Annotated in this window: 28 protein-coding genes and 1 pseudogene; 16 read left to right on the top strand and 13 right to left on the bottom strand. The window is 64.7% G+C overall.

All coding sequences use genetic code 11. The annotated features are described in order from the left end of the window. Positions 1–30 precede the first annotated feature (30 nt). The 3 genes from CK220_RS20745 (at position 31) to CK220_RS31535 (ending at position 1,229) form a co-directional block, all read left to right on the top strand. Positions 31–216 carry a hypothetical protein gene (locus CK220_RS20745; RefSeq protein WP_095813306.1) on the top strand — a complete coding sequence of 62 codons (186 nt, stop codon included), beginning with the start codon at positions 31–33 and terminating at the stop codon, positions 214–216. A 163-nt stretch (positions 217–379) separates the two neighbouring features. Then, positions 380–559, top strand: coding sequence for a hypothetical protein (locus CK220_RS20750; protein WP_095813307.1), 180 nt, complete (start codon positions 380–382; stop codon positions 557–559). 490 nt (positions 560–1,049) lie between these two features. Further along, on the top strand, positions 1,050–1,229 hold the full coding sequence (locus tag CK220_RS31535) for a hypothetical protein (protein ID WP_141245185.1): 180 nt from the start codon (positions 1,050–1,052) through the stop codon (positions 1,227–1,229). 457 nt (positions 1,230–1,686) lie between these two features. On the opposite strand, the gene CK220_RS20760 is transcribed toward CK220_RS31535, so the two are convergent. The 3 genes from CK220_RS20760 to CK220_RS20770 all read right to left on the bottom strand — a co-directional run bounded on the left by CK220_RS20760 (position 1,687) and on the right by CK220_RS20770 (position 4,494). Continuing rightward, complete coding sequence (locus CK220_RS20760; protein WP_095813349.1) at positions 1,687–2,688, bottom strand: YihY/virulence factor BrkB family protein; 1,002 nt, start codon at positions 2,686–2,688, stop codon at positions 1,687–1,689. Between the two features lie 32 nt (positions 2,689–2,720). After that, positions 2,721–3,821, bottom strand: coding sequence for a flavodoxin family protein (locus CK220_RS20765; protein WP_095813309.1), 1,101 nt, complete (start codon positions 3,819–3,821; stop codon positions 2,721–2,723). Between the two features lie 343 nt (positions 3,822–4,164). After that, positions 4,165–4,494: a hypothetical protein gene (locus tag CK220_RS20770; RefSeq protein WP_095813310.1), complete on the bottom strand. Its 330-nt coding sequence runs from the start codon at positions 4,492–4,494 to the stop codon at positions 4,165–4,167. Positions 4,495–5,191: 697 nt separating this feature from the next. Here CK220_RS20770 and CK220_RS20775 point away from each other — a divergent pair. Then, positions 5,192–5,494, top strand: coding sequence for a DUF982 domain-containing protein (locus CK220_RS20775; RefSeq protein ID WP_095813311.1), 303 nt, complete (start codon positions 5,192–5,194; stop codon positions 5,492–5,494). 7 nt (positions 5,495–5,501) lie between these two features. Here CK220_RS20775 and CK220_RS20780 read toward each other — a convergent pair whose 3' ends face one another. Beyond that, entirely contained in the window at positions 5,502–6,221 is a 720-nt protein-coding gene (locus tag CK220_RS20780) for a Crp/Fnr family transcriptional regulator (protein WP_095813312.1), read from the bottom strand. A gap of 171 nt (positions 6,222–6,392) precedes the next feature. Here CK220_RS20780 and CK220_RS20785 point away from each other — a divergent pair, with 171 nt between their 5' ends. Beyond that, the gene (locus CK220_RS20785) at positions 6,393–6,626 is read left to right on the top strand and encodes a hypothetical protein (RefSeq protein ID WP_095813350.1); all 234 of its coding nucleotides are present in this window, start codon (positions 6,393–6,395) and stop codon (positions 6,624–6,626) included. An 85-nt stretch (positions 6,627–6,711) separates the two neighbouring features. Then, on the top strand, positions 6,712–7,623 hold the full coding sequence (locus CK220_RS20790) for an alpha/beta hydrolase (protein ID WP_095813313.1): 912 nt from the start codon (positions 6,712–6,714) through the stop codon (positions 7,621–7,623). On the opposite strand, the gene CK220_RS20795 is transcribed toward CK220_RS20790, so the two are convergent. Further along, positions 7,601–7,834, bottom strand: coding sequence for a hypothetical protein (locus CK220_RS20795; protein ID WP_095813314.1), 234 nt, complete (start codon positions 7,832–7,834; stop codon positions 7,601–7,603). The genes CK220_RS20790 and CK220_RS20795 overlap by 23 nt on opposite strands. A gap of 521 nt (positions 7,835–8,355) precedes the next feature. Here CK220_RS20795 and CK220_RS32555 point away from each other — a divergent pair. From CK220_RS32555 to CK220_RS20820, 5 genes and pseudogenes are all read left to right on the top strand, one after another. Then, a pseudogene (locus tag CK220_RS32555) lies at positions 8,356–8,451 on the top strand (KGG domain-containing protein); the annotation flags it as partial. Between the two features lie 185 nt (positions 8,452–8,636). Next, entirely contained in the window at positions 8,637–9,089 is a 453-nt protein-coding gene (locus CK220_RS20805) for a hypothetical protein (RefSeq protein ID WP_095813316.1), read from the top strand. Positions 9,090–9,204: 115 nt separating this feature from the next. Further along, positions 9,205–9,417 carry a hypothetical protein gene (locus tag CK220_RS20810; RefSeq protein WP_141245186.1) on the top strand — a complete coding sequence of 71 codons (213 nt, stop codon included), beginning with the start codon at positions 9,205–9,207 and terminating at the stop codon, positions 9,415–9,417. Between the two features lie 25 nt (positions 9,418–9,442). Then, complete coding sequence (locus CK220_RS20815; protein ID WP_095813318.1) at positions 9,443–9,643, top strand: hypothetical protein; 201 nt, start codon at positions 9,443–9,445, stop codon at positions 9,641–9,643. A 33-nt stretch (positions 9,644–9,676) separates the two neighbouring features. Further along, positions 9,677–9,997 (top strand): plasmid stabilization protein, encoded by a 321-nt coding sequence (locus CK220_RS20820; RefSeq protein WP_066998413.1) that lies wholly within the window; start codon positions 9,677–9,679, stop codon positions 9,995–9,997. 159 nt (positions 9,998–10,156) lie between these two features. Here the strand turns inward: CK220_RS20820 and CK220_RS20825 are convergent, their stop codons facing one another. Continuing rightward, positions 10,157–10,615, bottom strand: a complete 459-nt coding sequence (locus CK220_RS20825; RefSeq protein WP_095813319.1) for an Lrp/AsnC family transcriptional regulator — start codon at positions 10,613–10,615, stop codon at positions 10,157–10,159. 171 nt (positions 10,616–10,786) lie between these two features. Between CK220_RS20825 and CK220_RS20830 the strand changes: the two genes are divergently transcribed. Further along, positions 10,787–11,527, top strand: a complete 741-nt coding sequence (locus CK220_RS20830; protein ID WP_095813320.1) for an AzlC family ABC transporter permease — start codon at positions 10,787–10,789, stop codon at positions 11,525–11,527. Further along, positions 11,524–11,823, top strand: coding sequence for an AzlD family protein (locus CK220_RS20835; protein ID WP_095813321.1), 300 nt, complete (start codon positions 11,524–11,526; stop codon positions 11,821–11,823). Before CK220_RS20830 ends, CK220_RS20835 begins: the two co-directional genes overlap by 4 nt. Before the next feature lie 156 nt (positions 11,824–11,979). Here the strand turns inward: CK220_RS20835 and CK220_RS20840 are convergent, their stop codons facing one another. The 5 genes from CK220_RS20840 to CK220_RS20860 form a co-directional block, all read right to left on the bottom strand. Continuing rightward, positions 11,980–14,085, bottom strand: a complete 2,106-nt coding sequence (locus CK220_RS20840; protein ID WP_095813322.1) for an EAL domain-containing protein — start codon at positions 14,083–14,085, stop codon at positions 11,980–11,982. A 104-nt stretch (positions 14,086–14,189) separates the two neighbouring features. After that, positions 14,190–15,347 carry a M20 aminoacylase family protein gene (locus CK220_RS20845; protein ID WP_095813323.1) on the bottom strand — a complete coding sequence of 386 codons (1,158 nt, stop codon included), beginning with the start codon at positions 15,345–15,347 and terminating at the stop codon, positions 14,190–14,192. Between the two features lie 95 nt (positions 15,348–15,442). Then, entirely contained in the window at positions 15,443–16,639 is a 1,197-nt protein-coding gene (locus tag CK220_RS20850) for a diaminopropionate ammonia-lyase (RefSeq protein WP_095813324.1), read from the bottom strand. Positions 16,640–16,841: 202 nt separating this feature from the next. Further along, positions 16,842–18,077 carry a Zn-dependent hydrolase gene (locus CK220_RS20855; RefSeq protein ID WP_095813325.1) on the bottom strand — a complete coding sequence of 412 codons (1,236 nt, stop codon included), beginning with the start codon at positions 18,075–18,077 and terminating at the stop codon, positions 16,842–16,844. Continuing rightward, a complete protein-coding gene (locus CK220_RS20860) occupies positions 18,074–19,276 on the bottom strand; it encodes a diaminopropionate ammonia-lyase (RefSeq protein ID WP_095813326.1) in 1,203 nt (400 codons plus the stop codon). Before CK220_RS20860 ends, CK220_RS20855 begins: the two co-directional genes overlap by 4 nt. A 108-nt stretch (positions 19,277–19,384) precedes the next feature. On the opposite strand from CK220_RS20860, the gene CK220_RS20865 reads away from it, so the two are divergent. From CK220_RS20865 to CK220_RS20875, 3 genes are all read left to right on the top strand, one after another. Next, the gene (locus CK220_RS20865; RefSeq protein ID WP_095813327.1) at positions 19,385–19,867 is read left to right on the top strand and encodes an Lrp/AsnC family transcriptional regulator; all 483 of its coding nucleotides are present in this window, start codon (positions 19,385–19,387) and stop codon (positions 19,865–19,867) included. A gap of 97 nt (positions 19,868–19,964) precedes the next feature. Continuing rightward, on the top strand, positions 19,965–20,246 hold the full coding sequence (locus CK220_RS20870) for a type II toxin-antitoxin system RelE/ParE family toxin (protein WP_095813328.1): 282 nt from the start codon (positions 19,965–19,967) through the stop codon (positions 20,244–20,246). A 37-nt stretch (positions 20,247–20,283) separates the two neighbouring features. Beyond that, entirely contained in the window at positions 20,284–20,586 is a 303-nt protein-coding gene (locus CK220_RS20875) for a HigA family addiction module antitoxin (RefSeq protein WP_095813329.1), read from the top strand. Here CK220_RS20875 and CK220_RS20880 read toward each other — a convergent pair. Next, positions 20,583–21,569, bottom strand: a complete 987-nt coding sequence (locus tag CK220_RS20880; RefSeq protein ID WP_095813330.1) for a branched-chain amino acid ABC transporter permease — start codon at positions 21,567–21,569, stop codon at positions 20,583–20,585. The two genes, CK220_RS20875 and CK220_RS20880, sit on opposite strands and share 4 nt — an antisense overlap. Position 21,570: 1 nt before the next feature. Beyond that, on the bottom strand, positions 21,571–22,458 hold the full coding sequence (locus CK220_RS20885) for a branched-chain amino acid ABC transporter permease (RefSeq protein WP_095813331.1): 888 nt from the start codon (positions 22,456–22,458) through the stop codon (positions 21,571–21,573). Positions 22,459–22,747 lie beyond the last annotated feature (289 nt).

Consider the following 22,747-nt stretch of genomic DNA (forward strand, 5'->3'; position numbering starts at 1 on the left):
TGACTAAGCGATTCGTGGCACGGTGAACCGATGGCCAAGAAGAAATCGAGACCGGCCTTGTCCGTTATCGCCGCAGCCTCGCGCTCGGAGGCTTCCGAAGCGATCTATTTTGCCCGCAAATGCGGCCTCACCCCAGACGAAGCCCTGCGGATAATGCGCGAGGCGCTCGTGAGCGTCGGGCCCAAGCCTGCCGACGCCGGAAAGCGCAAGCGGTAGGCGGGGCGGCGGGCCGTTCCCGCCCCCGGACTTGGGCCGGGGTTGCACAGTGCCGGCGCTCGGCGGCAAAGCTCCGCGTGTCCAAACCGGTCGTCCGTGAACTCATTGCCAGCGAATGAAACATACGGCCTCCTCGAAAGTTCTTGCCTAGAGGAGGCGCGCTATGGCTGGAAATGATGGAAAGCAGGTGCAGCAAACGGAGGCCGATGTCCAACTGCTCGCCCACCGATTGGCAAAGGACGCGAACATTTCGGAAGACGATGCCCGCGAGCTGATCAAGTTGATCGGAACCGACTGGCCTTCGCTGCTGCGCGAAGCTCGGTTCCTCAAAAGCCGACACTGATGCTGCCTGCTAGCCAGGCGTGCTATTCCCTCGATTCTTTGCGAGTTGCTTCAGCGCCTTGAGAAAGATCGGAGCGGCGAGATCGCATCTGTATTTCGACGGTCCGTTGGTTTGGATGACGATCTCAGCCTGCTTCAGGGTCAGGCCGTGCTTTTGGGCGAATTCGAGCGGTTGATAGGCCTGCTCCCAACCTGGTCCTGTCTTTGGCATCGTGACGACTTCCTCCCGCGATTGACACGTGATGCAACGCATCCAACTGGACAAGGTTTCATGGCTTGCACACGGCGGCGAGCCCGCTGCCAATCAACCGCCCGCGACCAGAAATGTGTCGGCGCAGGGGCACAGGAGGTTGCGCCGTCGTCTCGCGCCTCGTTGAGCTGGCACGCACGAATGGGAACTCCGCGCCAGCATCCCAGGGGCGGCAATTCATGATCGCGCGCGGAACAAGGTCAAGGCCAGTCTGTTTGGCGTTGAGAGGACATGCACGCCAATGGCCCGAAATCAACGTCGTACCGAGGCGCTGGCCTGGCTGCTGAGGCGCCAGTTTTCGACGGAAGCGCTCCGGCGGCATTTGCGTGAATGGCCCTTCTTCCGGGTCGAACGGCAGATGCCCGAGCGGCTTCGCGTCCTGCTCGACCGGCTTGGGCGAAAAGATCCCCGGCGTCGTTGACATCATATCGGCAGCTGACCGGCGCTTGAAGCAACTCCCGCTCACCGAATATGGATCGCGCCCTCTCACCCCGCGCAACCAAGACCTGCGCTTTTTGCAAGGCGCGGACCGACCGGACGTGTGGCAGCCGGTCGGCAGCCAACTTGGGGGACACTGCGGACGTGGAACTTCGGTTGCCGCCGATTGTTGCACCTGAAAGGCGGCCGAGATGACCAGATCGTCGCTGCATCTGCTCAAGGGCATAGGCTATTCGATCTCAACGGTAAGCGTGATGCTGCTGGCAATCGTCAGCTGGGAGCACGTTTCGCAAAATCCGCTGCTGATTGCCTGCCTGCTTGGCGGCGCCGCCACCTCGATCATCGGGATGTTCTGCCGCTGGCTTTCCTACGAAGTCGAAAAGCGTCAGCAGGAGCGACAGACAGAGAACGGCCAACCCTCGGATCGGCAGCCAGCAGCGTCACCCCTGCCTCCAGCGCCGGAACTGCGAGACCAGCAGCGTGATCAGGCTGCTGAGGACGATCCAACTGACGACCTCGCCGTCCGGCACGCTCGGTTTCGGTGACCTGCCTGACCTTGCCGTTTCAGCGTTGGCCGCCACCACCGGCGCGAGATCCTGTCGGCTGCCGCTCCGCACCGAATAGGCGCGGGTGATCTCGGCACCGAACAGGAAAATCTGTGCCGAATAGTAAACCCAGACCAGCACGACCATCAGGGCGCCGGCAGCGCCATAGGAAGTGCCGATGGCGCTGGTGCCGATATACCAGCCGATCAGCGACTTGCCGATGGTGAAGAGCAGCGCGGTGACGATCGAGCCGACGCCGACGTCGCGCCATTTGAGCCTGCGGTCCGGCAGGACCTTGTAGATCGCCGCGAAGAGCAGCGCGATCAGCACGAAGGAGACGATCGTGTTGATCGCGCTCACGATCAGCTCGCCGAACGGCAGGTGTTGGTTGATCACCTCGCTCAGCGCCGAGATCGCCGTGCTTGCGGCGAGCGACACCAGAAGCAGGAAACCAAGAGCTGCCACCAGCCCGAGGCTTGCCGCCCTCGCCCGCACCAGGCGCGAAAGCGAAACGCCGTTGGGCTTGACCTTCCATATCTCGTTCAACGACTGCTGCATCTCGCCGAAGACGCCGGAGGCGGTGACAAGCAGCGTGATCAGCCCGATGAGGGTGGCCAGCGTGCTGGACCCGCGATGCGCGGCGGTCTCGATCACCGCCTTGAGGAGTTCGGCGCTCTGCGGGCCCATCACGCCCGCGAACTCAGCCGAAAGCGCGAGCTGCGCGGCGTCGTTGCCGATGACGATGCCCGCGATCGCCACGACGATCAGAAGGATCGGCGCCAGCGAGGTCGTGGCGTAGAAGGCCATCGCCGCGCCATGGCTCAGCGCATTGTCGTTGACGTAGCCGGTGATGCTCTCCTTCAGCACAACCCAGGCTTCCTGGAACCAGCGCTGCATCATTTTCCCCGTCGGCTATCTCTCCTCGTCGGCTATTTGGGGCGCGGATCCTCGAGCCCGGCTCCGATGGTCTGGAACGATCCCGCGCGACGCTTCTCGACAGCTTCGGCGAGCGCCAGCGCGGCATTGCGGACTTCCGTCTGCACGGCATGATCGGCGTCGAGTTCGTCATGGCTCGTCGCATACGGTTTCCAGTAGCCAATGTAGCGGTCGAGCTCGGCGACCTCGCCCACCGGATCGAGCTTCATCGAGCGCAGCCAGTCGGCGAGGCTGTGACGGACCCTGCCGGCGCCTTCGGTGTCGCCATGCACGATGACGGAGAACAGCCGGCCGGCGAGATGGCGCGGATAGTGCCAGCCGGAAAGCTCGGCCTTCTTGGCGAGCGCGGCATCCTTGCCCTGCGTCAGCGAAGGATCGGGATTGCCGCCGTCGGCGCAGACAAGCCGGTCCATCATCAGCTTCACCGGCGAGGATGAATGATACCAGTTGACCGGCGTGACGATCATGACGCCATGCGCCTCGACCCAGAACGGGTAAATCTCGTTCATCCAGTCATTGATCTGCCCGAGCGAATGATTGGGGTAGCAGGAGCATGGCCAGTGGCAGAGCGCGGCCGCCGTCGAGAAGCACGCCTTGCAGGGAAAGATCCTGCGGCCGTATTCGGAGGCGAGCCGCGCCAGGTCGAGAACCTGGATCGCAAAGCCCGGTCTAGCTGCAATGGCGCTGCGCGCCAACTCGACAAGGCGGAAGCTTTTCGACATTTCGCCGGGGCAGGTGTGCTCGCTGCGCGAGGAGCCGTTTATGAGCAGGATGCGGGACGGCGCGGACTTGTCCTCGTAACGGCGCTGTGCCGCTTCGACCGCTTCGTGCGCGGCGAACCATTCGACGGAGAGATCGTAGTCCGGATCGTGGAAGCCCTGTCCCGCCTTTCTGGTGATCGGTGCCTTGCGTCCTTCGCTGTAGGCCTGCCAGGCGATCTCGGCCAGCCTAGCAACGGCATCCGCCTCCGACTGGAAGGCCGGATCATAGAATTGTCTCAGGTAGCGTGCCTTGAATTCGCTTTCGCCGAGACGCGGGCTCGGCATGCCTTTGCGCGGCTCAGGGCCCTTGCTGAAATCTGTGCTGTTTGCCATGCGCCCACGCCCGAGTTGGGCGGGCCGGGTGGGACAAGAGCTCGACTGCCTTTTCGTTGGCCAGGGTGTGAAGCCGGAGAAACCAAACCCTGTTCTCTTTACCACCAGGTCCGGCTGACGCGGCCCGCTGAGATCAATTCGGCGCGGGCCCGATGGTTCCGTGCTTCGGAGCCGAGAAGGTAGGGCACCGAGGCAGAGCGTGGCGGGCCCGCAGCCAGCAAAAAACCGCCCCGGATGGGAGAACCGGGGCGGCAATTGTGGGAAGCAGTTCGGGTATCCGGGAACTGCACAGGCACTAACTCGCCCGCGCAGGAAAAGTTTCCCGGCAGCCCGATCAGGCGTTCTACTTCGCCGTCTGCGGCGGGACCTCGCCCGGCTTGATCACCGGCATCTGGCTGGTATCGGCCGGCGGAGCCGTAGCGTTCTTGTCTCCGGTGGGCGGAGGTTTCAGCACACCGCCGCAAGGCGCCAGGCTGGCGGTTAGGTTGTTGGATGGATCATCGGCCTGCGCTTTCGGCTGCTCGCCGGTCTGACTGGGGGTCGCGTTGGCGTCCGGTTTGACCTGGCAATCCTCGATCTGCGGATTCTCCAGTTGGGTCTGCGCCGCGGCAGTCATTCCCGACATTTGGCCCGACATCAGGACAATGGCGAAGCCAAGAAGTGCTTTCTTCATTGGATCCTCCTTATGGGCTCGGTTAACCGCCGATGATCGGCGAGAGCCGTTCGCCTTGGCAGGCTCGGCGGCGGTCGACCCCGCGGTCCGTGCCACGCGGCCCTGCTGGCCGTGTTTGCCACCTGGTTGTTGGCGGGGCACCGGCGCATTCGTCATCTCCTTCTCGAGAGACGACGCTATACAGAGACAACGCATGCCGGCCGAAAAGGTTGGCTTTCGGTCGAGCCTGGGGACAAGGCAGAGCCTGGCCGCAGGTACATCAAAGTTAAATGCGCGGATGGCTGCCGGAGTGCTAATCGCTACCAGCTTGGGGGGACTCTACGAGGAGAGTCCCATGGACGTTCGAAATCTGATCGGCACACTGGCCAGGCCATTTCTGCGACAGGATGCCCGGCCTGCCGGGCCGATCCAATCCTCGCGCACCGACGTGCCGCTCAGGCCGCGTCCGCGCCCGCCGTCTCGCCCGCAGCCGCCCGCCCGGCCGGCGAGCAATTAGCTTGCCCGCCTTCTTCAGCGCCTGCCTGTGCAACCGGTCGGCGGCATCCTCGTTATGACGATCCAAAAACATGTGGTGGCAACGATGAAACCCTTTCGGACCAACAATTATCTTTTCATCCTGACGGCAGCGGTAGTGACCGCGGCGCCCTTCGCCGGCCTCGCCTGGCGGGCACAACAGTGGCTTGGATGGTGACCAGGGATGAGTAGATTCCTGCCGCTCACCATCCGCTTCGTCACTGGCGGCTCAATGGTGGTTTCGTCGATCGCCGACGCAAAGAACGCGTTGGGCGGAGCCTGGAAGAACAAGGAAGCGCCCGACTATTTGGCGGCGGCGCGGTTGGTGGACGACGCCATGGCAGGCATCTGCCGTCCGGCGGTCGCCTTCGACGCTTTCAAGAAGGCCGCCGCCCGGCAAGGTCTCCTGAGGGGGGCCGACCCTAGCGCGGCGCTCTCGATGCTCGACGCGCTGTGGTCTGGCGACGGCCAAGGGCCGCCGCGCTGACGCGCCCTCACCTAGGCTCGTTCCTCATGCTGAGATAGGTCGGATCGAATTCCGCAATCGCGACCAGGCGGTTCCAGTCGAGGATGTCGATCAGGTGGTTGGTCCAGTTGATGACGTTCATGCGCCGCAACGTGCCGATGACCCGGTTCATATGGACGACGGACAGACCGAGCACGTCGGCGAGTTCGGCCTGCGAAAGCGGCAGATGGAAGCTCATGTCCCGCGTTTTCTTCACGGCCTGCAGCCTGACGAACAGTTCGCATATCAGATGCGCCAGATGCGCGGTCTTGGAGCGGCGTCCCATGGCCACGATCCATTCCCGGTGAATGGCGCCGTCCACCAGCGTGTCCAACCATAGCAGCCTCGTCAAATGCGGGGCCTTTTCGGTGATTTCCCGCAATTTGCTGTGCTCCGCCGCGATGATATGGCAGGGCGACAGCGCGACGATGCCATGGTCCATGGTCTTCAGGAGAAAGGCGTGCAGATCGACGAAATCGCCGGCAACATGGAGCGCCGTGAACTGCCGGCCGCCGTCCTCCAGCACTTTGTAGCGCGCGGCAATCCCGTCGACGATAAGGGTGCTGAAGGTCGGTCTTGATCCTTCGGCAACGAGATCCTCGCCGGCGACGAAATACTTCTCCACCGATGTGGCGCTGGCCAACAAGGCCTTCTCGCTTTCGGAGAGAGCATCGTGCTGACCCAGGTTCAGATAAAGGGGTTCCAGCATGCGCGGCCGCCGTTGTGGATTTTGCAAGGGCTAACGTTGAAGAGCCGGGCCGGGTTGCAGCGGACCACCACGCCGCCAGCCGCGGCAAGCAGATCGCGGCCAAGATGATCCTTTGGAACCATGATCGCGCGCAGGGATTGAACGTCCAGGTTGCGGCGGATGCTCTCGCAGATGGAACGCTTCTACTTCGATTTGCACAACACCGAGCACACTCAAATGGACAGCGAGGGGCAGCTCTTCTCCTCGCCAGAAAACGCTCGCAAGGAGGCGCTCAGGATATTGCGGGATGTCGCGCGCGACGAGATGCCGAACGGGGATAACCTCAAGATCACCATCAAAATGCGCAACGACAAGAGAGAACAGATATTCGAGGCGTCCCTTACACTCCAGTCCACCTGGAGCTGAACACCGGGAAGCCACCAGCCTAGAGAACCGCGGCCGGAGCAACCCATTCCCCGCCCGCGGCCGTTCCGCCTGTCGGAGACCAAGCATGTTCGGCGGTTTTGAAAGCGCGGAAGTCGATACGGGCGCGACGCGGATATTCATCCGGACTGCCGGCAGCGGCCCGGCATTGCTCCTGCTGCATGGCTTCCCCGAAACGCATCTGATGTGGCGCGACGTGGCGCCGAAGCTGGTGGACCGCTTTAGCGTCGTCTGCGCCGACTTGCGCGGCTACGGCAAAAGCTCCTGTCCGCCATCCGATCCGGATCATGCGCCCTACGCCAAGCGCGCCATGGCTGCCGACCTCGCGGCGCTGATGACGAAGCTCGGCTTTGCCCGCTTCATGGTCGCCGGCCACGATCGCGGCGGGCGCGTTGCGTATCGCCTGGCGCTGGACCACCCAGACCGCGTCGAAAAGCTTGCCGTGCTCGACATCGTGCCCACCGCCGATGTCTGGGACAGGGCCGACGCCCGGCTGGCGCTGGGCTATTGGCCCTGGTCGCTGCTGGCGCAAGCCGAGCCGCTGCCGGAGACGATCATGACGGCGGCCGCGGATGCGATCGTCGACAATGCGCTGGCTGGCTGGGGCTCCTCGCCTGCCGCCTTTCCCGCCGAGGTCCGGCAGGCCTATGCCGAGGTCTTTCGCGATCCAGCCCACGCACACGCCATCTGCGAGGAATACCGTGCGGCAGCGACGCTCGACCGTGAGAACGACCATGCGGACCGGATAGCCGGACGGCGCATCGGCTGCCCGATGCTGGCGCTATGGAGCGGACATGGCGCGCTGGCCGAATGGTACGCTGGAGAAGGCGGGCTGCTGGCGCTGTGGCGGGAGTGGGCCGACGACGTCAGCGGCGGGCCGATGCCCGGCGGGCATTTCTTTCCCGAGGAGGCGCCGGCCGAGACAGCCGCAAGGCTCGGCGATTTTTTTCTGCCGGCTACAGGCCGTAGGCCAGGGTGAGGTAAATCGCCGGCGCAACGATCAGGCAGAGCGCCATCACGATCACCACGGCATTGCCCAGGCGCTCGGCGCGCCTGGCGATGTCGGTGACATCGTCATCGTCATTGATGAATTGGAGGATCGAGGTGTCGGTGAGGACGGAGAGGCGATTGTCGTTCGCGGGCAGGCTTTCAGGCTCTCGCAGCTCGGGCTTTGCAGAAATAAAGGTCAAAACGTCGTCTCGCTTTCGAAGCCGGCCGCGCGACTTCCTTGTTCCGGTGATTGTGGGTTCCCGTGGTATTGGATGCCCGCCATTTGCGCGGAAACGGCGGGCACCCAAACGGCGCCGATGAAGGGGACTCCATCGACGACCGCTCACAACTCGAAGCGTCCGCTTTGGTTGCCGTCGAGGGCCCAATGCGCCAGCCGCTCCGACTTCAGTCGTAGGGACCGTTCGGACTGTGGCCCCCGAGCGTAAGCGCCAGTGCGGAACGGCCGGCCGTCGCGGCATGGTCGGGCGTATGGGATTCACGAAATATTTCGTGGGGAACATCGATCGCGGGCAGCGGTTCTCCCTACTCAAGGTGGTCAAAACCTCCCTGAATCAACCCCGAAGACCAATCCCCAACCGATGGAGCTGCAGATATGCCTAATCAAGGCGGAACTCACCAACAGCACGTCAGAGCAGGCCAGCAGAGCCACAAGAACCGCGACGATCAGCGTCGCGGCCAGCAGCAGGCCGAGGACCGCAACATGCGTCAGCAGAATTCAGGTCAGCACAGGGGCGGCAGCGGCAACTTCGCTGAAGACCGGGAACGTGCATCGGAAGCCGGCCGCAAGGGCGGCCAGCGCTGAGCTTAAAACAGGCGTCCCGCGAACCGTTCGCGGGACGCCGCCCAGAACATCCAATTGGGAACTTCTTCCCCTCCCCTTGGTTCCTCCGAAACCCCGCGGCTCGCTAGCCGGCAGGACTTTGAACGGAGGCAACAATGTCCGTGCGTACACTTCACCCCGAACGTGTCGATGAGACACGCATGCAGGCCTATTCGACCTTCGCTCCGCTGCTCATCACGGCGCTGAGCCAGAAGCTGGCGCGCTGCCAAGGCAAGAGCGAGATGGACAAGGTCGAGGCCTCCCTCATCCGCGTCATCGAAGAAGCGGACGTCGTCACGGGAGACGTCGAGGCAATGAAGGAGTTCGCGGTCGAACTCGTCGTGTCGACGATACGCAATGTGCGCGAGCATCCGGATGCCAAACAGGATGTGGAACAGATCGACGGCCGCCGCACCCAAGGGCGGTCGGAGAATCCGGACACGTTGGAAGAACAATTGCAGTCCGGCCTGGAGGATAGTTTCCCGGCGAGCGACCCGCCGGCGGTCGTCTCCACCGCCATCAGCGGTGGCGCGAAGGATATCGTCGGCACTGACGAAGTACTGCGCCGCAAGAAGGAAGCTGCCGAGCGCGGGCACGAAAACGAGAAGGCGTAGCCTCAGCCCCGCACGACCGCAGCCGCCCATTCAGGCGCCCTGCCTCATGACGGTCACCAGCTCGGCGAAGGAACCAGTCCTTTCGCCGAGGGTTGGTTATCGGAAGGAGAAAACGATGGATAAGAGCAAACTTCCACATCGCCCAGGCGCTGGCCGAGCGCCGCAAGACGGCAGGCTGCCGACCAAGGGCGGCGACGACCCGGACGTGCGGTTCCTGGCCGAGAACAGCGACCTTTCACCGAAGCAGGCGCTCGAGTTGATCCGCGAGCACGGCCATGACCGCAACAAGCTGCTTGAAATCGCACGAACCATGAAGGCCGAGGGCTGACCGGCTCTCTGAAAGCGAGGCAACGATGAGCAACTCACCCCGTACCGGACGTCCAGGCACATCCGATCAGTGGCCACGTTGGGAAGGTCCGAAAGCCAATCGGCCGAGAGGCTATCTGCCAGCCAAGGACGATCCCGACGAGGATCGCGACGCGGCCGGCGAGAACAACCAGGACCCCGAGCGGTCCGATCTCGGCGACGCGGTCAAAACGAAGAAGGAGCCGTAGGGCGGCTCCTCTCAGCGCAACAGGAGAAGAAAAATGCCACGCGGAGATAAATCGAAATACACCGACAAGCAGGAGCGCAAGGCCGACCATATCGCCGAGGGCTACGAAAAGCGCGGCGTCTCCGAGAAGGAAGCCGAACGGAGGGCCTGGGCGACCGTCAACAAGGACGATGGCGGCGGCAAGAAGGCGGGCGGCTCGGGCCGTGGCAAGCACACCGGCCATCCGGCGGCGCACAAGGGCGGCAAGGCCGGCGGCAAAGCATCAAGCTCGCGCTCGGCGGCCGAGCGTTCCGCGTCCGCCAAGAAAGCGGCGGCGACGCGCAAACGCAATGCGGAGCACCACGCGCATCATTAGGCGCGCGTTTGCCTTCTCCTTGCGGGAGACAGGTGGATAGGCGCAGCGTAGAGACGGATGAGGACGAAACGAGGCGCTAGTAAATTGGCGCCGCAGCGACCCTTCCAACAGCATCCGGACGCTTCGAGGCCACCTTCTCCCTAGGCATAAAGGGAAGATCTAAAGCGGCATCTCCGAAGTCTGCTTGATCGTCTGGCTGGGAACGTCGGTCTTGACGTTCTGCACCCCCCTGATGCGGCTTAGGTGCTCCGACTGGAAACGGCGATAGTCCTCGATGCCCGCCGCCACAACCCGGACCATAGCGTCGCAGTCGCCCAGCATCAGATAGCATTCCAGCACCTCGGGCAGCTTGGCCACCTCCCTGGCGAAATGCTCGATCGTGTCCTCGTCCTGCTGCTTCAGCCAGATGCGGGTGAAGAAGGTATGACCACGACCGATCTTGGCCGGGTTGAGGACTGCGACATAGCGGTCGATGACACCCGCCTCCTCCAGCAATTTTACGCGCCTGAGACAGGGTGACGGCGACAGGCCGACCTCTCTCGCAAGATCGTTATTGGCCATGCGCCCGTCGCGCTGCAGGGCGCGCAGGATCCGCTTGTCGATCTCATCCAGCTTCATGGCGTCTGATTCCACTTTTGCCTGAGTTCTCGCAATCCAATGCCAAACTCTTGCAAAAACGGCGCATCTTCGCAACCCGATTGCGAAGCGTTTCGGCTATGGTGGCCAGAGATAACCGACCATCAAACGACCGGAGAAGGGCCGCCCCGCAAGGCTGGCCGAAGAAGAGCCATGAGCGTTTCCGAAATAACCCTGGGCCACCCTGCCGCCGAAGCGCGCGGCGCCGAATTCCGGCGGGGCGCCGCCGCCTCGACGCCGGTGCTGCTTGGCATTGTGCCCTATGCACTCGTGCTGGGCGCGCAGGCGGCGCAGAAGGGCTTGAGCGTCGTCGAGGTGCCGTTGATGACGGGCCTCAACTTCGCCGGCGGCTCCGAATTTGCCGCCATCCAGCTCTGGACCTCGCCGCCGCATGTCCTGTTGATCGCCGCCATCACATTGCTGGTCAACAGCCGGCATTTCCTGATGGGCGCGGCACTTGCGCCGTTCCTGCGCCACCTGCCCAAGCGCAAGGTGTTCCCCGCGCTGTTCTTGATGTGCGACGAGAGCTGGGCGCTCGGGCTCGCCGACGCGAAGCGCCGCGCGGCCAGCGGGCTGCGGCCAGCCTTCAGCCTCGCCTATTATGCGGGAACTGCCCTTCCCTTCTATCTTGCCTGGGTGATTTTCACGACCTGCGGAGCGGCGCTCGGACCGGTGCTTGGCAACGTCGAGCGCTACGGCTTCGCCATGGCCTTCCCGGCTGTGTTCCTGGTGCTGCTGCGCGGCATGTGGAAGGGCTTTGCCGCGGCGCGCCCCTGGCTTGTCAGCCTGGTGGTGGCGGCGGCAACTTATCTCGTCGTTCCCGGCGCCTGGTATGTGGCGGCAGGCGCGCTGTCCGGGTTGGTGTCCGCCTGGCTCCTGGCAGGTGAGAAATGATCGAGCCCTGGACCGTCCTTGCCATCCTCGCCATGGCCGGCGTCACCTATTTGACGCGGATCGGCGGCTATGTCGTGCTCAGGAACCGCACGCTCAGTCCACGCGCCACCGCCGTGATGGAAGCCGCGCCCGGCTGCGTGCTGATCTCGGTGATCGCGCCCGACTTCGTGTCGAAGAATCCGGCCGATCTGGCGGCGCTCGCCATCACATTGCTTGCGGCGACAAGACTGTCGATGCTGCCGACGGTGGTCATCGGCGTGACTTCGGCGGGGGCATTGCGGTGGCTGATGGGGTAAGTAAAAGCCGGCGGCCGCCCACTGCCCTGCCGGGCATCTCCCCCAACAAGGAGGAGACTGGCTCTACACGTATCGAGCGAAATGCCGAGCTGATCCAGGCCGAGGTGCTTTTCGATCTCGGCAATCGCGGAGGGTGCTCGCAATTCTAGCAGCCGCCTATTTTGCGACACCCACCCGGGCTTGTGGCTTCTCAACCGCGGCCCGCGCCACGATCGCCTCAAGCGGCTCTGGCCGGTGGAGGAAATAGCCTTGGCCATAGGCGACGCCCATGCCGATGAGGATTTCCAGCGCGCTTTTCCCCTCGACCTTCTCGGCCACGACGGCGCAGCCCATCGAGCGGGCGATGCCGGCGATCGCCGAGACGATCTCGCGGTCGAAGCGGCTGTCGCCAATGTGCTGGACGAAGGAGCCGTCGATCTTGATCGCATCGATGGGAAAGCGCCGCAGATATTCGAACGAGCTCATGCCGGCGCCGAAATCGTCGAGGCTGACACGGCAATGGCGCAGCCTTGCCCGGCGCACGAATTCCTCCGCCGCATCGAAATTGGTGACAGCCGCGGTCTCGGTGATCTCGAAGCCGATCGCAGACGGCGGCGCGCCGCTTTCTGCGATCGCCGCGTCGACGAAATCCCAAAGCTGCGGATCGGAGAGCGTCTGCGCCGACAAGTTGAAGCCGAGCGAGACGCCGCCGGAGAGCATCGCCTTGCCGTGACGCGACAGCGCCGTGCGGATGATCCAGCGGTCGAGCCGGGCGGCAAGGCCGAAGCGTTCGGCCACCGGCATGAACTCGCCCGGCAGGATCAGCTTGCCGTTGCGCGCCTCGAGCCGCGCCAGCACCTCGACCTGGCGGCTTTCTTCCCAGGACCTGCCCAGGCGATGGATCTCCTGGCCGAACAGCTGCAACCGGCTGTCGTCCATGGCATCGACCAGATCGGCTGCAAGCCGCGCGGCGTTGAGGCCGCCGGCTCCGGAAGCTGTTTCGGCCGAGAACACCACGAAGCGGTCGCGCCCGCCGGCTTTGGCGGCGTAGCAGGCATCATCGGCGCAGGCGAGCGCATCGGTTACCGTCGTGCGGGGATCGCGCACGAAGGCGACGCCGATGCTGGCGGCGAGCCTGCGCGACGACACAGCGGAGCCGAGATCGGCGTCGCGCACGGCGGCGAGCACGGCACGCGCCAGCCGCTCGGCGCAGGCGTCGCCGCAGTTCGGCACCAGCAGCGCGAATTCGTCGCCGCCGAGGCGCGCGGCGTGCGCCGAAGGCGGCAGGCTGGCGCGGATGCCGGCGGCGACGCTCTTCAGCGCGATATCGCCCGCAGCATGGCCGGCATAGTCGTTCAGCGCCTTGAAGTAGTCGAGGTCGACATAGAAGACGGCAAGCGGTAGCCGGTCCGCCCCGCCGATGTTTTCGGCGAGCAGCCGGTCGAAGGCCGAGCGGTTCCACAGCCCGGTCAGCGCATCGTGATGGGCGGCGTAAGCGAGCTCCTCGGCGCGCTTCATCTCGTCGGTGATGTCGCGCACCGTGCCGAGGATCTGGCCGGCCGAGCCGGCGTCGGCGATGGAACGCACCAGCGACTCGACATGGCGGACCACGCCGTCGCGCCGGACGATACGGTATTGCGTGGCGGTAACGCTTTTCGAGCCCGGCGGCGGCAGATGGGCGCGTTCGGTGGCCTCCTTGTCGTCCGGGTGGAGATAGGTGTGCCAGAGATCGGCCGTCACTTCGTCGGTATCGCTGACCAGGCCGAAGATCTCCCTGGTGCGCGGGTCCCAATAGCTCTTGTTGGTGCCGATGTCGTAGTGCCAGATGCCGGTGCCGCTGGCGGCGAGCGCGAGCCGTAAGCGGACATTGACCTGCTCAAGCGCGGCCTCGGCCTCCTTCTGCCTGGTGATGTCGGTCTGCACGCCCATCAGGCGCAGCGGCTTGCCCTCGGTATCGCGCCCAACGATGCCGCCGCGGTCGAGCACCCAGACCCAGTGGCCGTCCTTGTGCTTCAGCCGCAGTTCCGTCTCGATGGATTCGGTGTGACCGGCGATATGGCGGTCGCCGCTCGCCAGCGCCCGCTCGCGGTCTTCGGGATGGGTGAGCTTCAGCCAGAGATCGGAGGCGTCGGTGAGCTCGCCCTCGGCATAACCCAGCATCCTCCACCAGGTCGGCGAATAGTAGCAATCGCCGGTCGCGAGGTTCCAGTCCCACAGGCCGAGCTGGGCGCGATCGAGCGCCAGCGCCCAGAATTCGCCGTTGCGTTTGTTGTCGTCCGCCATGCCCTGGTTTTCTTCCACCCCGTCGGACAATTCTGCACGAAACGAGAGAAGAAAGGGTTACTGGGGTGAAGCTGCTCCGCCGCTTTTGCCAATCGCAGACGCCCTCACCCCGCCGCCAGCCTTCGCCTCACCACCGCCGCGTGGAAACGCGCGCCATGCAGCAGGCCTTCGTCGTTGAAATCGTAGGCCGGGTTGTGCAGCGGGGCGGAGTTGCCGTTGCCGAGGAAGACGAAACAGCCGGGCACTTCGGTGAGGAAGCGGGCGAAATCCTCCGAGGCGGTCATCGGCTCGGCCGCGATGCCGACGGCATCGTCGGCCAGCACCGTGCGGGCCGCAGCAAGGGCCTCATCCACCAGCGCCGCGTCGTTGATCAAGGGCACGAACTCGCGCGTGTAAGTGACTTCAGCCGCTACGTTATAGGCCTGCGCCGTGCCTTCGGCGATGCGGCGCATCTCCTTCTCGATCGCCGCGCTCACCTCGGGCCGGAAACTGCGGCAGTCGCCGAGGATGCGGGCGAGGCCGGGCAGCGCGTTGCGAGTGCCGTCGGTGATGAGCTCGGTGACCGAGACGACCCCGATATCGACGGGGCTCAAGCGCCGCGAGACGATGGTCTGCAAGTTGACGACCAGCGCGCAGGCGGCAACCAGCGTCTCGCGAGCGGCATGCGGCCGAGCGGCGTGACCGCCGAGACCTTTCAGCACGATCTCGAAATTGTCCTCGGCCGACATCACCGGACCGCGCCGGGTCTCGAAACGGCCGATGGGCAGGCCCGGCATGTTGTGCAGCCCGAAGATCTCCTCGAAGGGGAAGCGCTCGAGCAGGCCATCCTCGATCATCGCAAGCGCGCCCCTGCCCCATTCCTCGGCCGGCTGGAAGATGAACCGCACCGCGCCGTCGAAGCCGCCCTCTTCGGCAAGCAGCTTCGCCGCGCCGAGCAGCATGGCGGTGTGGCCGTCATGGCCGCAGGCATGCATGGTGCCGGGGGTCTGCGAGCGCCAGGCTCGCGTCCCTTGCTCGGCGATGCGCAGCGCATCCATGTCGGCGCGCAGCGCAATCGCGCGATCGCCGCTGCCCCTGGTCAGCGTGCCGACGACGCCGGTGCCGCCGATGCCTTCCGCGACCTCCAGCCCGAACGCGCGAAGCTTCTCCGCCACGAAAGCCGCGGTGCGCTTTTCCTCGAAGCCGAATTCCGGGTGGGCGTGGAGGTCGCGCCGCCAGGCCGTCATCTCGCGATGCAGCTGCTGCTGGTCGAGTTCAGCCATCTTCTCTTCCCCAACGCTCGTTCCAGGCAAGTTTTCCCGGAATTGCGCTTCGTTTCCACCGATTCCCGAGGGAAGACCGTTTTCCTGAAAATCCTTCAGGCGATCTGCAGCTGCAGCTCCCGCGGCACCGCTCCGACCAGCTCGGTATAACGGCCGGCGTCGGTCGCGCCTTCCGAATTGATGATGAGCACACGCGACGTCGCATCGAGCCCGAGAGCCGCCCGCATGCCCTTGTCTCCGGCTGCGCGGATCAGCCCGGCAAGCCCCGCGCCGCCGCTCTCGCCGGAAACGATCGCCGGATCGTTGCCCAAGGGCCGGGCCAGCCGTTTCATCACCGCGACCGCGTCGTCTTCGTCGACGGTCATGAAGGCATCGCCGACGCGGGCCAGCACCCGCCAGGCGATCAGGGACGGCTCGGCGCATTCCAGCATCGCCATCACGGTCGACCGCTGAGGTGCGATCGTTACGGGACGTCCGGCCTCCACCGAGGCGTAGACGCAAGCCGAGCGCCTCGGCTCGACCACGACGGCCTTCGGCCGCCGCTCACCGAGCAGAATTGCCATATAGCCCGCAAGCGCCGCCGCAAAGCCGCCGACGCCGGCCTGCAGGAAGACGTGCGTGGGCGGTTCGGCCATATGCCGCAGCGCCTCGCGCACGATCACCGTGTAGCCCTGCATCACAAGCCCCGGAATGCGCTCGTAGCCACGCCAGGACGTGTTGGAGACGATCTTCCAACCGCGCTCGGCGCCGACCCGGGCGACTTCGCGCACCGCATGATCGTAACCGCCCTCGACCTGCACGATCTCGGCGCCGAAGCGGGCGATGGCCGCGACGCGCTCGGCGCTGACGCCGGCATGGACGTAGATGACCGAACGCGCGCCGACGAGGCCCGCCCCCTGCGCCACCGATCGGCCATGGTTGCCATCGGTGGCGCAGCAGAAGGTCATCTGAGCGGCGATGGCGCGCAGCTTGGGATCGTTGATTTCGCAGATATCGACTTCGCGACCGAAGCGCTTGCCGGCCTCTTCCAGCACCAGCCGCATGACGGCATAGGCGCCGCCCAGCGCCTTGAAGCTGCCAAGGCCAAGACGCTGGCCCTCATCCTTGACATGCAGTGCTGCGATGCCGAGGTCATTGGCCAGCGCGGGCAAGGCGTAGAGAGGCGTTTCGGCATGGTCGTCGCGCGCCCTGAGATAATGCTCGGCCCGGTCGGCGCCCGCCAGGCCGAGGGACTCGGCGTCGGCCGGCATCAGCGGCTGGCTGTGTTCGGGGCGCTGGTTGATGAGCAGCATGCTATTCTTTCTTCGAGGCACTGAACTTTTTTGACGCGCGCGAGAATCGCGCTCCCTAATCTGGCTAGTGATTGAAGTTTGTTTCGAGCAGATGTCGCCGGATTCCCGCCTTGGTAGCAGCATCGTCGTCGAGATGACTATTTTTGGTGGTGTTTCGCCTTGGCGGCACCCTGCCGTCGACAACCATACCGTTGCTTCGCGATCAGTCGGCTGCCAGCCGGGCGGCGACGCCAAGCAGGACATTGGCACCCGCAACCAGCTCGCCGGCGGCAGTGAACTCGGCCGGATTGTGGCTGATGCCATCCCGGCTCGGCACGAAGATCATCGCGGACGGCGCAATGCGGGCAATCATCTGCGCGTCGTGCCCCGCGCCCGACGTCATGCGCCGGCAGGGAAGGCCGGCAGTTCTCGCGCCGTCCTCGATCAGCGAGACGATGCGGGCATCGAAGGTCACCGGCCCGAAACGGGCCAGGCGTTCGGCATGAACGGTGACGCCGGCGCCCGCGGCAAGGTCGTCGAGGAAGGCGGCGAGCGCCGCTTCCTCTTCGCGAAGATGCATTTCGTTCGGATCGCGAAGGTCGATGGTGAAGGTCGCCCGCGACGGAATGACGTTGATCGCGTTTGGCTCGAAAGCGATGGTGCCGACGGTGGCCACCGTCGGCGTCGGCAAGGCGCTGGCGCGATCCGCGAGGAAGCTGATCACCCGCGCGGCGGCGACGCCGGCATCCTGGCGCATGGACATCGGCGTGGTGCCGGCGTGGTTCGCCACGCCGTCGATCGTTATACGCTGCCAGGAAATGCCCTGCAGGTTTTCGACCGCGCCGATGGCGATGCCCTCGCGCTCCAGCACCGGCCCCTGCTCGACATGCAGCTCGACATAGACATGCGGCTTGAGGAAGCCGGGCTGGTGTTGGCCGGAATAACCGATGCGCTCCAACTCCCTGCCCAGCACCGAGCCGTCGGTGCCGATCGAGGCCAGTGCCTCTTCGAGATCCCGTCCGCCGGCAAAGACCAGCGAGCCCATCATATCAGGCGAATAGCGCACGCCCTCCTCATTGGTGAAGGCGGCGACAACAAGCGGGCGCGCCGGCGCGAAGCCTGCCTCCTTCAGGCTCTCGATGGCTTCGAGGCCGGCAAGCACGCCGTAGCAGCCGTCATAGATGCCGGCGTCGATCACCGTGTCGATGTGCGAGCCGAGCATGACCGGCTCCTGGCCTGCATTGGCGTCGCCCTGCCAGATGCCGAAGATGTTGCCGATGCGATCGACGGCAACGTCGAGCCCTGCCTCTTCGAGCCAATCGACAAGCCGGTCGCGGCCAAGCTTGTCCATGTCCGAGCCGGCAACGCGGACGAGCCGACCCTGCGCATCGCGACCGAGGCTGCCAAGCTCCTCGATACGGCGAAGAAGACGGTCGGCGTTGATCGTCAGATTGCTCATGCCGGTTGCCTCGCCAGCGCAACCTCGTCCGGCGCCATCCCGACCAGCTCGGCATAACGAACGGGGTCGGTCGCGCCTTCGGAGTTGATGATGAGCGCGCGCGAATGGGCATCGAGGCCGAGAGCCGCGCGCATCTTGTTGTCGCCGACAGCGCGGATCAGGCCGGCAAGCCCAACCCCGCCGCTCTCGCCGGAGACAATCGCCGGATCGTTGCCTGAAGGCCGCGCCAGGCGGTTCATCACCGAAACCGCGTCTTCCTCGTCCACCGTCATGAAAGCATCGCCGAGCCGCGACAGCACGCGCCAGGCGACGAGCGACGGCTCATAGCATTCGAGCATCGCCATCACCGTGGGTTTGCTGTGCGCGATCGCGACTGGACGCCCCGCCTTTGCGGTGGCGTAGACGCACGCCGCCCGCGCGGGCTCGACCACCATTGCCCTCGGGCGAGCCTCGCCGAGCGCGATGGCGAGATGGCCGGCCACCGCCGCGGCAAAACCGCCGACGCCGGCCTGCAGGAAGACGTGGGTGGGCGGCTGCGGCAAGCGCCTCAGCGCTTCGCGCACGATCACCGTGTAGCCCTGCATCACCAGCCCAGGGATGCGCTCATAGCCCGGCCAGGATGTGTCGGAGACGACGGTCCAGCCGCGCTCGGCGGCGACGCGGGCGGCTTCCCTGACCGACTGGTCGTAGTCGCCGGCGACGCGCACGATCTCGGCGCCGAAGCGGGCGATGGCCGCCACGCGTTCGTTGCTGACGCCCGAATGGACGAAAATCACGGAGCGCGCACCGACCAGACCGGCGCCCTGCGCCACCGAGCGTCCATGATTGCCGTCGGTCGCGCAGGCGAAGGTCATGCCGGCCGCAATCGCCTTCACGTCGGGCCCATGCAGTTCCGCGACATCGACGGCGCGGCCGAGCCGTTCCCCGGCCTCTTCCAGCACCAGCTGCATCACGGCATAGGCGCCGCCGAGCGCCTTGAAGCTGCCGAGGCCGAGGCGCTTGCCCTCGTCCTTGACGTGGAGCGCGGCGATGCCGAGTTCGCCGGCCAGCGCGGGCAAGGCATGCAGCGGCGTCTCGGCACGGTTGTCGCGTGCGGCAAGGAAGCGCTCGGCCTCCTCGGCGCCGGCGCGCCCAAGCGTCGCGGCATCCTCCGGGGGCAATGGCTGGCGATGGTCCGGGTGGCGGTTCAGCAGGAACATGGGTCGGCTTTCTCCGTCGTCGATGGGTCGAAATTTATTGCAAGCCGAGTGAGAAAGGCGCTCTATTTTGCCAGCTGATGTGCAAGTTTGTTTCGTTGAGACATCGCCATGCCTGTTTTGCCGGACCTCGACGCCTTCGATCGCGCGATCCTCGCCATCCTGCAGAAGGACAACACGACGCCGCAACGGGTGATCGGCGAGGCGGTGAACCTGTCGGCGCCGGCGGTGCAGCGGCGCATCAAGCGCATGGAGGAGACGGGCGTCATCCGCGCCAATGTCGCGCTGGTCGATCCGGCCAGGGTCGGCCATCCGATCACGATCTTCGTCGAGGTGGAGGTCGAGAGCGAGCGGGCCGAGCTGATCGACGCCGCCAAGCGCGGCTTCGCCGCGGTGCCGGAAGTGCAGCAGTGCTATTACGTGACCGGCGAGGCCGACTTCATCCTCGTCGTCACGGTGGCGACGATGGCCGACTACGAGGCGCTGACCCGGCGATTGTTCTTCGAGAACAACAACGTCAAGCGGTTTCGCACGTTCGTTGCGATGGACCGGGTGAAGGTGGGGCTGGAGGTGCCCGTGGCGCGATCAGGATAATGTCGATCGAAAGACGCAACCGCGACGTATCATCTTGAGATGCGTTTCCTTGACATTCCAGTACGTATCATGACAAGATACGTCACGCAGGCAGCTGATGATCCGGTCGTTTAAGGACAAGACCACAGAAGCGGTTTCGACAGGTAAAGCCCCGAAAGGTTTTCCGGCAGACCTCGTTCGTGTCGCCCAGCGGAAACTGTTCATGCTCGATAACGCCGCCGAGCTGGCGGACCTTAAGGTTCCGCCGGGGAACCGCCTTGAAGCGCTGAAGGGCGATCGTGCCGGTCAGCACTCAATTCGCATAAATGACCAATTCCGCGTTTGCTTTCGATGGACGGACGGCGGAGCGGACGATGTAGAGATCACGGACTATCACTAGCCGAACCAACCAGATCTCTCCGACAGGAGCGAACCAAATGATCAAGCTCGACAAGCCTATCCATCCCGGCGAAATATTGAGGGCCGAGTTCCTCGAGCCGCTTGCGCTGAAGCCTTATACCCTGGCGAAGAAGCTTCATGTGCCGCGCACGCGTATCGAGCGCCTGGCCAATGAGATCACGCCTGTTACGCCAGACACAGCTTTGCGCCTCGCGAAGTTCTTTGGAACGACACCGCAGTTCTGGATGAACATGCAGGCGAGCTACGATTTGGCTGTCGAGGGCGCGTCCATACGGAAAGAACTCGAGGAGATCGAGCAGTTCGAGGCTGCCGCCGCTTAACCCTTGGCGCCCTCGCTCCCTGGCGTCCGCGCCAGCCATCTCGCATAGATCTCCCCGACAATCCCGCGCCGGAAGATCAGCACGCAGACCATGAAGATCACGCCGGTGGCTATCGTCACCGGGAAGCCTGAGGTGGCAAGCGTGTTCTCGAGGCCTACGACCAGGCCGGCGCCGACCACCGGGCCGACCATGGTGCCGATACCGCCGAGAAGCGTCATCAGGATGACCTCGCCCGACATCTGCCAGGTGACGTCGGTGAGGGTCGCGAACTGGAAGACGATCGCCTTCACCGCGCCAGCAAGGCCGGCAAGGGCCGCCGACATGACGAAGGCGGCGAGCTTGTAGCGGCCGACGGAATAGCCCAGCGAAATGGCGCGGTTCTCGTTCTCCCTTATTGAGCGCAGGATCATGCCGAAGGGCGAGTTGACGATGCGCCAGATGGCGAAGACGCCGATCAGGAAAACGGCGAGCACGAAGAAATACATGTTCATGGGATCATTGAGATCGATCATGCCGAAGAGATGCCCGCGCGGCACGCCCTGAATGCCGTCCTCGCCCTCGGTGAACGGCGCCTGCACGCAGAAGAAATAAAACATCTGCGCCATCGCCAGCGTGATCATCGAAAAATAGATGCCCTGCCGTCGGATGGCGAGGAAGCCGACCACGAGGCCCATGCCTGCCGCGCCCGCGGTGCCGAGCAGGATACCGGCCTCCGGTGGCCAGCCCCAGGCTTTCACCGCATGGGCACAGAAATAGGCGGCACCGCCAAAGAAGGCGGCGTGGCCGAAGGAGAGCAGCCCGGTATAGCCCAAGAGCAGGTTGAAGGCGCAGGCGAACAGCGCGAAGCACAGCATCTTCATGACGAAGATCGGGTAGATGAGGAACGGCGCCGCGATAAGCGCGACGATCCCCAGCGCCACAAGCGCCCGTTCCAGCCGGACGGAGGCAGCGGCGCGCTCTGCGTGAAGGGTCGCCTCGCTCATCTTACGCGTCCCTTCCGAACAGGCCCGCGGGGCGGAGCAAAAGCACGATCGCCATGATGACGAAGACCACCAGGTTCGAGGCCTCCGGATAGAAAACTTTGGTCAGGCCCTCGGCGAGGCCGAGCATGTAGCCGGTGACGATGGCGCCGAGGATCGAGCCCATGCCGCCGACCACGACGACGGCGAAGACGACGATGATAAGGTCCGATCCCATCAGCGGGCTGACCTGGTAGACGGGCGCAGCAAGGATGCCGGCCAGCCCGGCAAGTGCTGCGCCCAGCCCATAGGTGAGCGTCAGCAGCAGCGGCACGTTGACGCCGAAAGCTTGCACCAGCTCGGGGTTCTCGGTGGCGGCGCGCAGATAGGAGCCGAGCCTGGTCTTTTCGATCAGCAGCCAGGTGCCGATGCAGACGATGAGCGAGGCCACCACCACCCAGCCGCGGTAATTGGGCAGGAACATGAAGCCGAGATTGGTGCCCCCGGCAAGCAGGGTCGGCACCGCGTAAGGATTGCCGGAGACGCCGTAATAGAAGCGGAACACGCCTTCGATGACCAGCGCAAGGCCGAAGGTGAAAAGCAGGCCATAGAGCGGGTCGAGCCGGTAGAGCCGCGACAGCGCCAGCCGCTCCACCACGATGCCGAACAGGCCGACGGCCAAAGGCACGATGATCAGCGCCGGCCAGTAGCCGATGCCGAGATGGACGAGCAGCAGATAACCGATGAAGGCGCCGAACATATAGAGCGCGCCATGGGCGAAATTGATGATGCGCAAGAGCCCGAAGATGACGGCCAGCCCGAGGCTCAGCATCGCATAGAAGGAGCCGTTGATCAGGCCGACAAGCAGTTGGCCGAGCAAGGCCTGGATGGGGATGCCGAAGATCATGGTCATGGCGTGATCACCGACAGACCTGCGGTTGTAGGCACCTCCAGTTGCCGACGTTGGCGCTGCCCCTCACCTGCCTGCCGGCATCCTCTCCCCGTATAGTGACGGGAAGAGGGGCGCTCCCGCCACCGATTTCGCCAATCGCCGACATTGCAGAAAGGAAGCCAGCGTTGCGGCCAGCCCCTTCTCCCCGTCACTATACGGGGAGAAGTGCCCGGTGTCCGAACCGGATAGATAGGTAACAGAATGGACCGATTAGATGGGTGACAGTTTTCTCGCCAGCCGGGAGGACCGG

The sequence above is a fragment of the Mesorhizobium sp. WSM3860 genome (assembly GCF_002294995.1).
Taxonomy (GTDB): Bacteria; Pseudomonadota; Alphaproteobacteria; order Rhizobiales; family Rhizobiaceae; genus Mesorhizobium.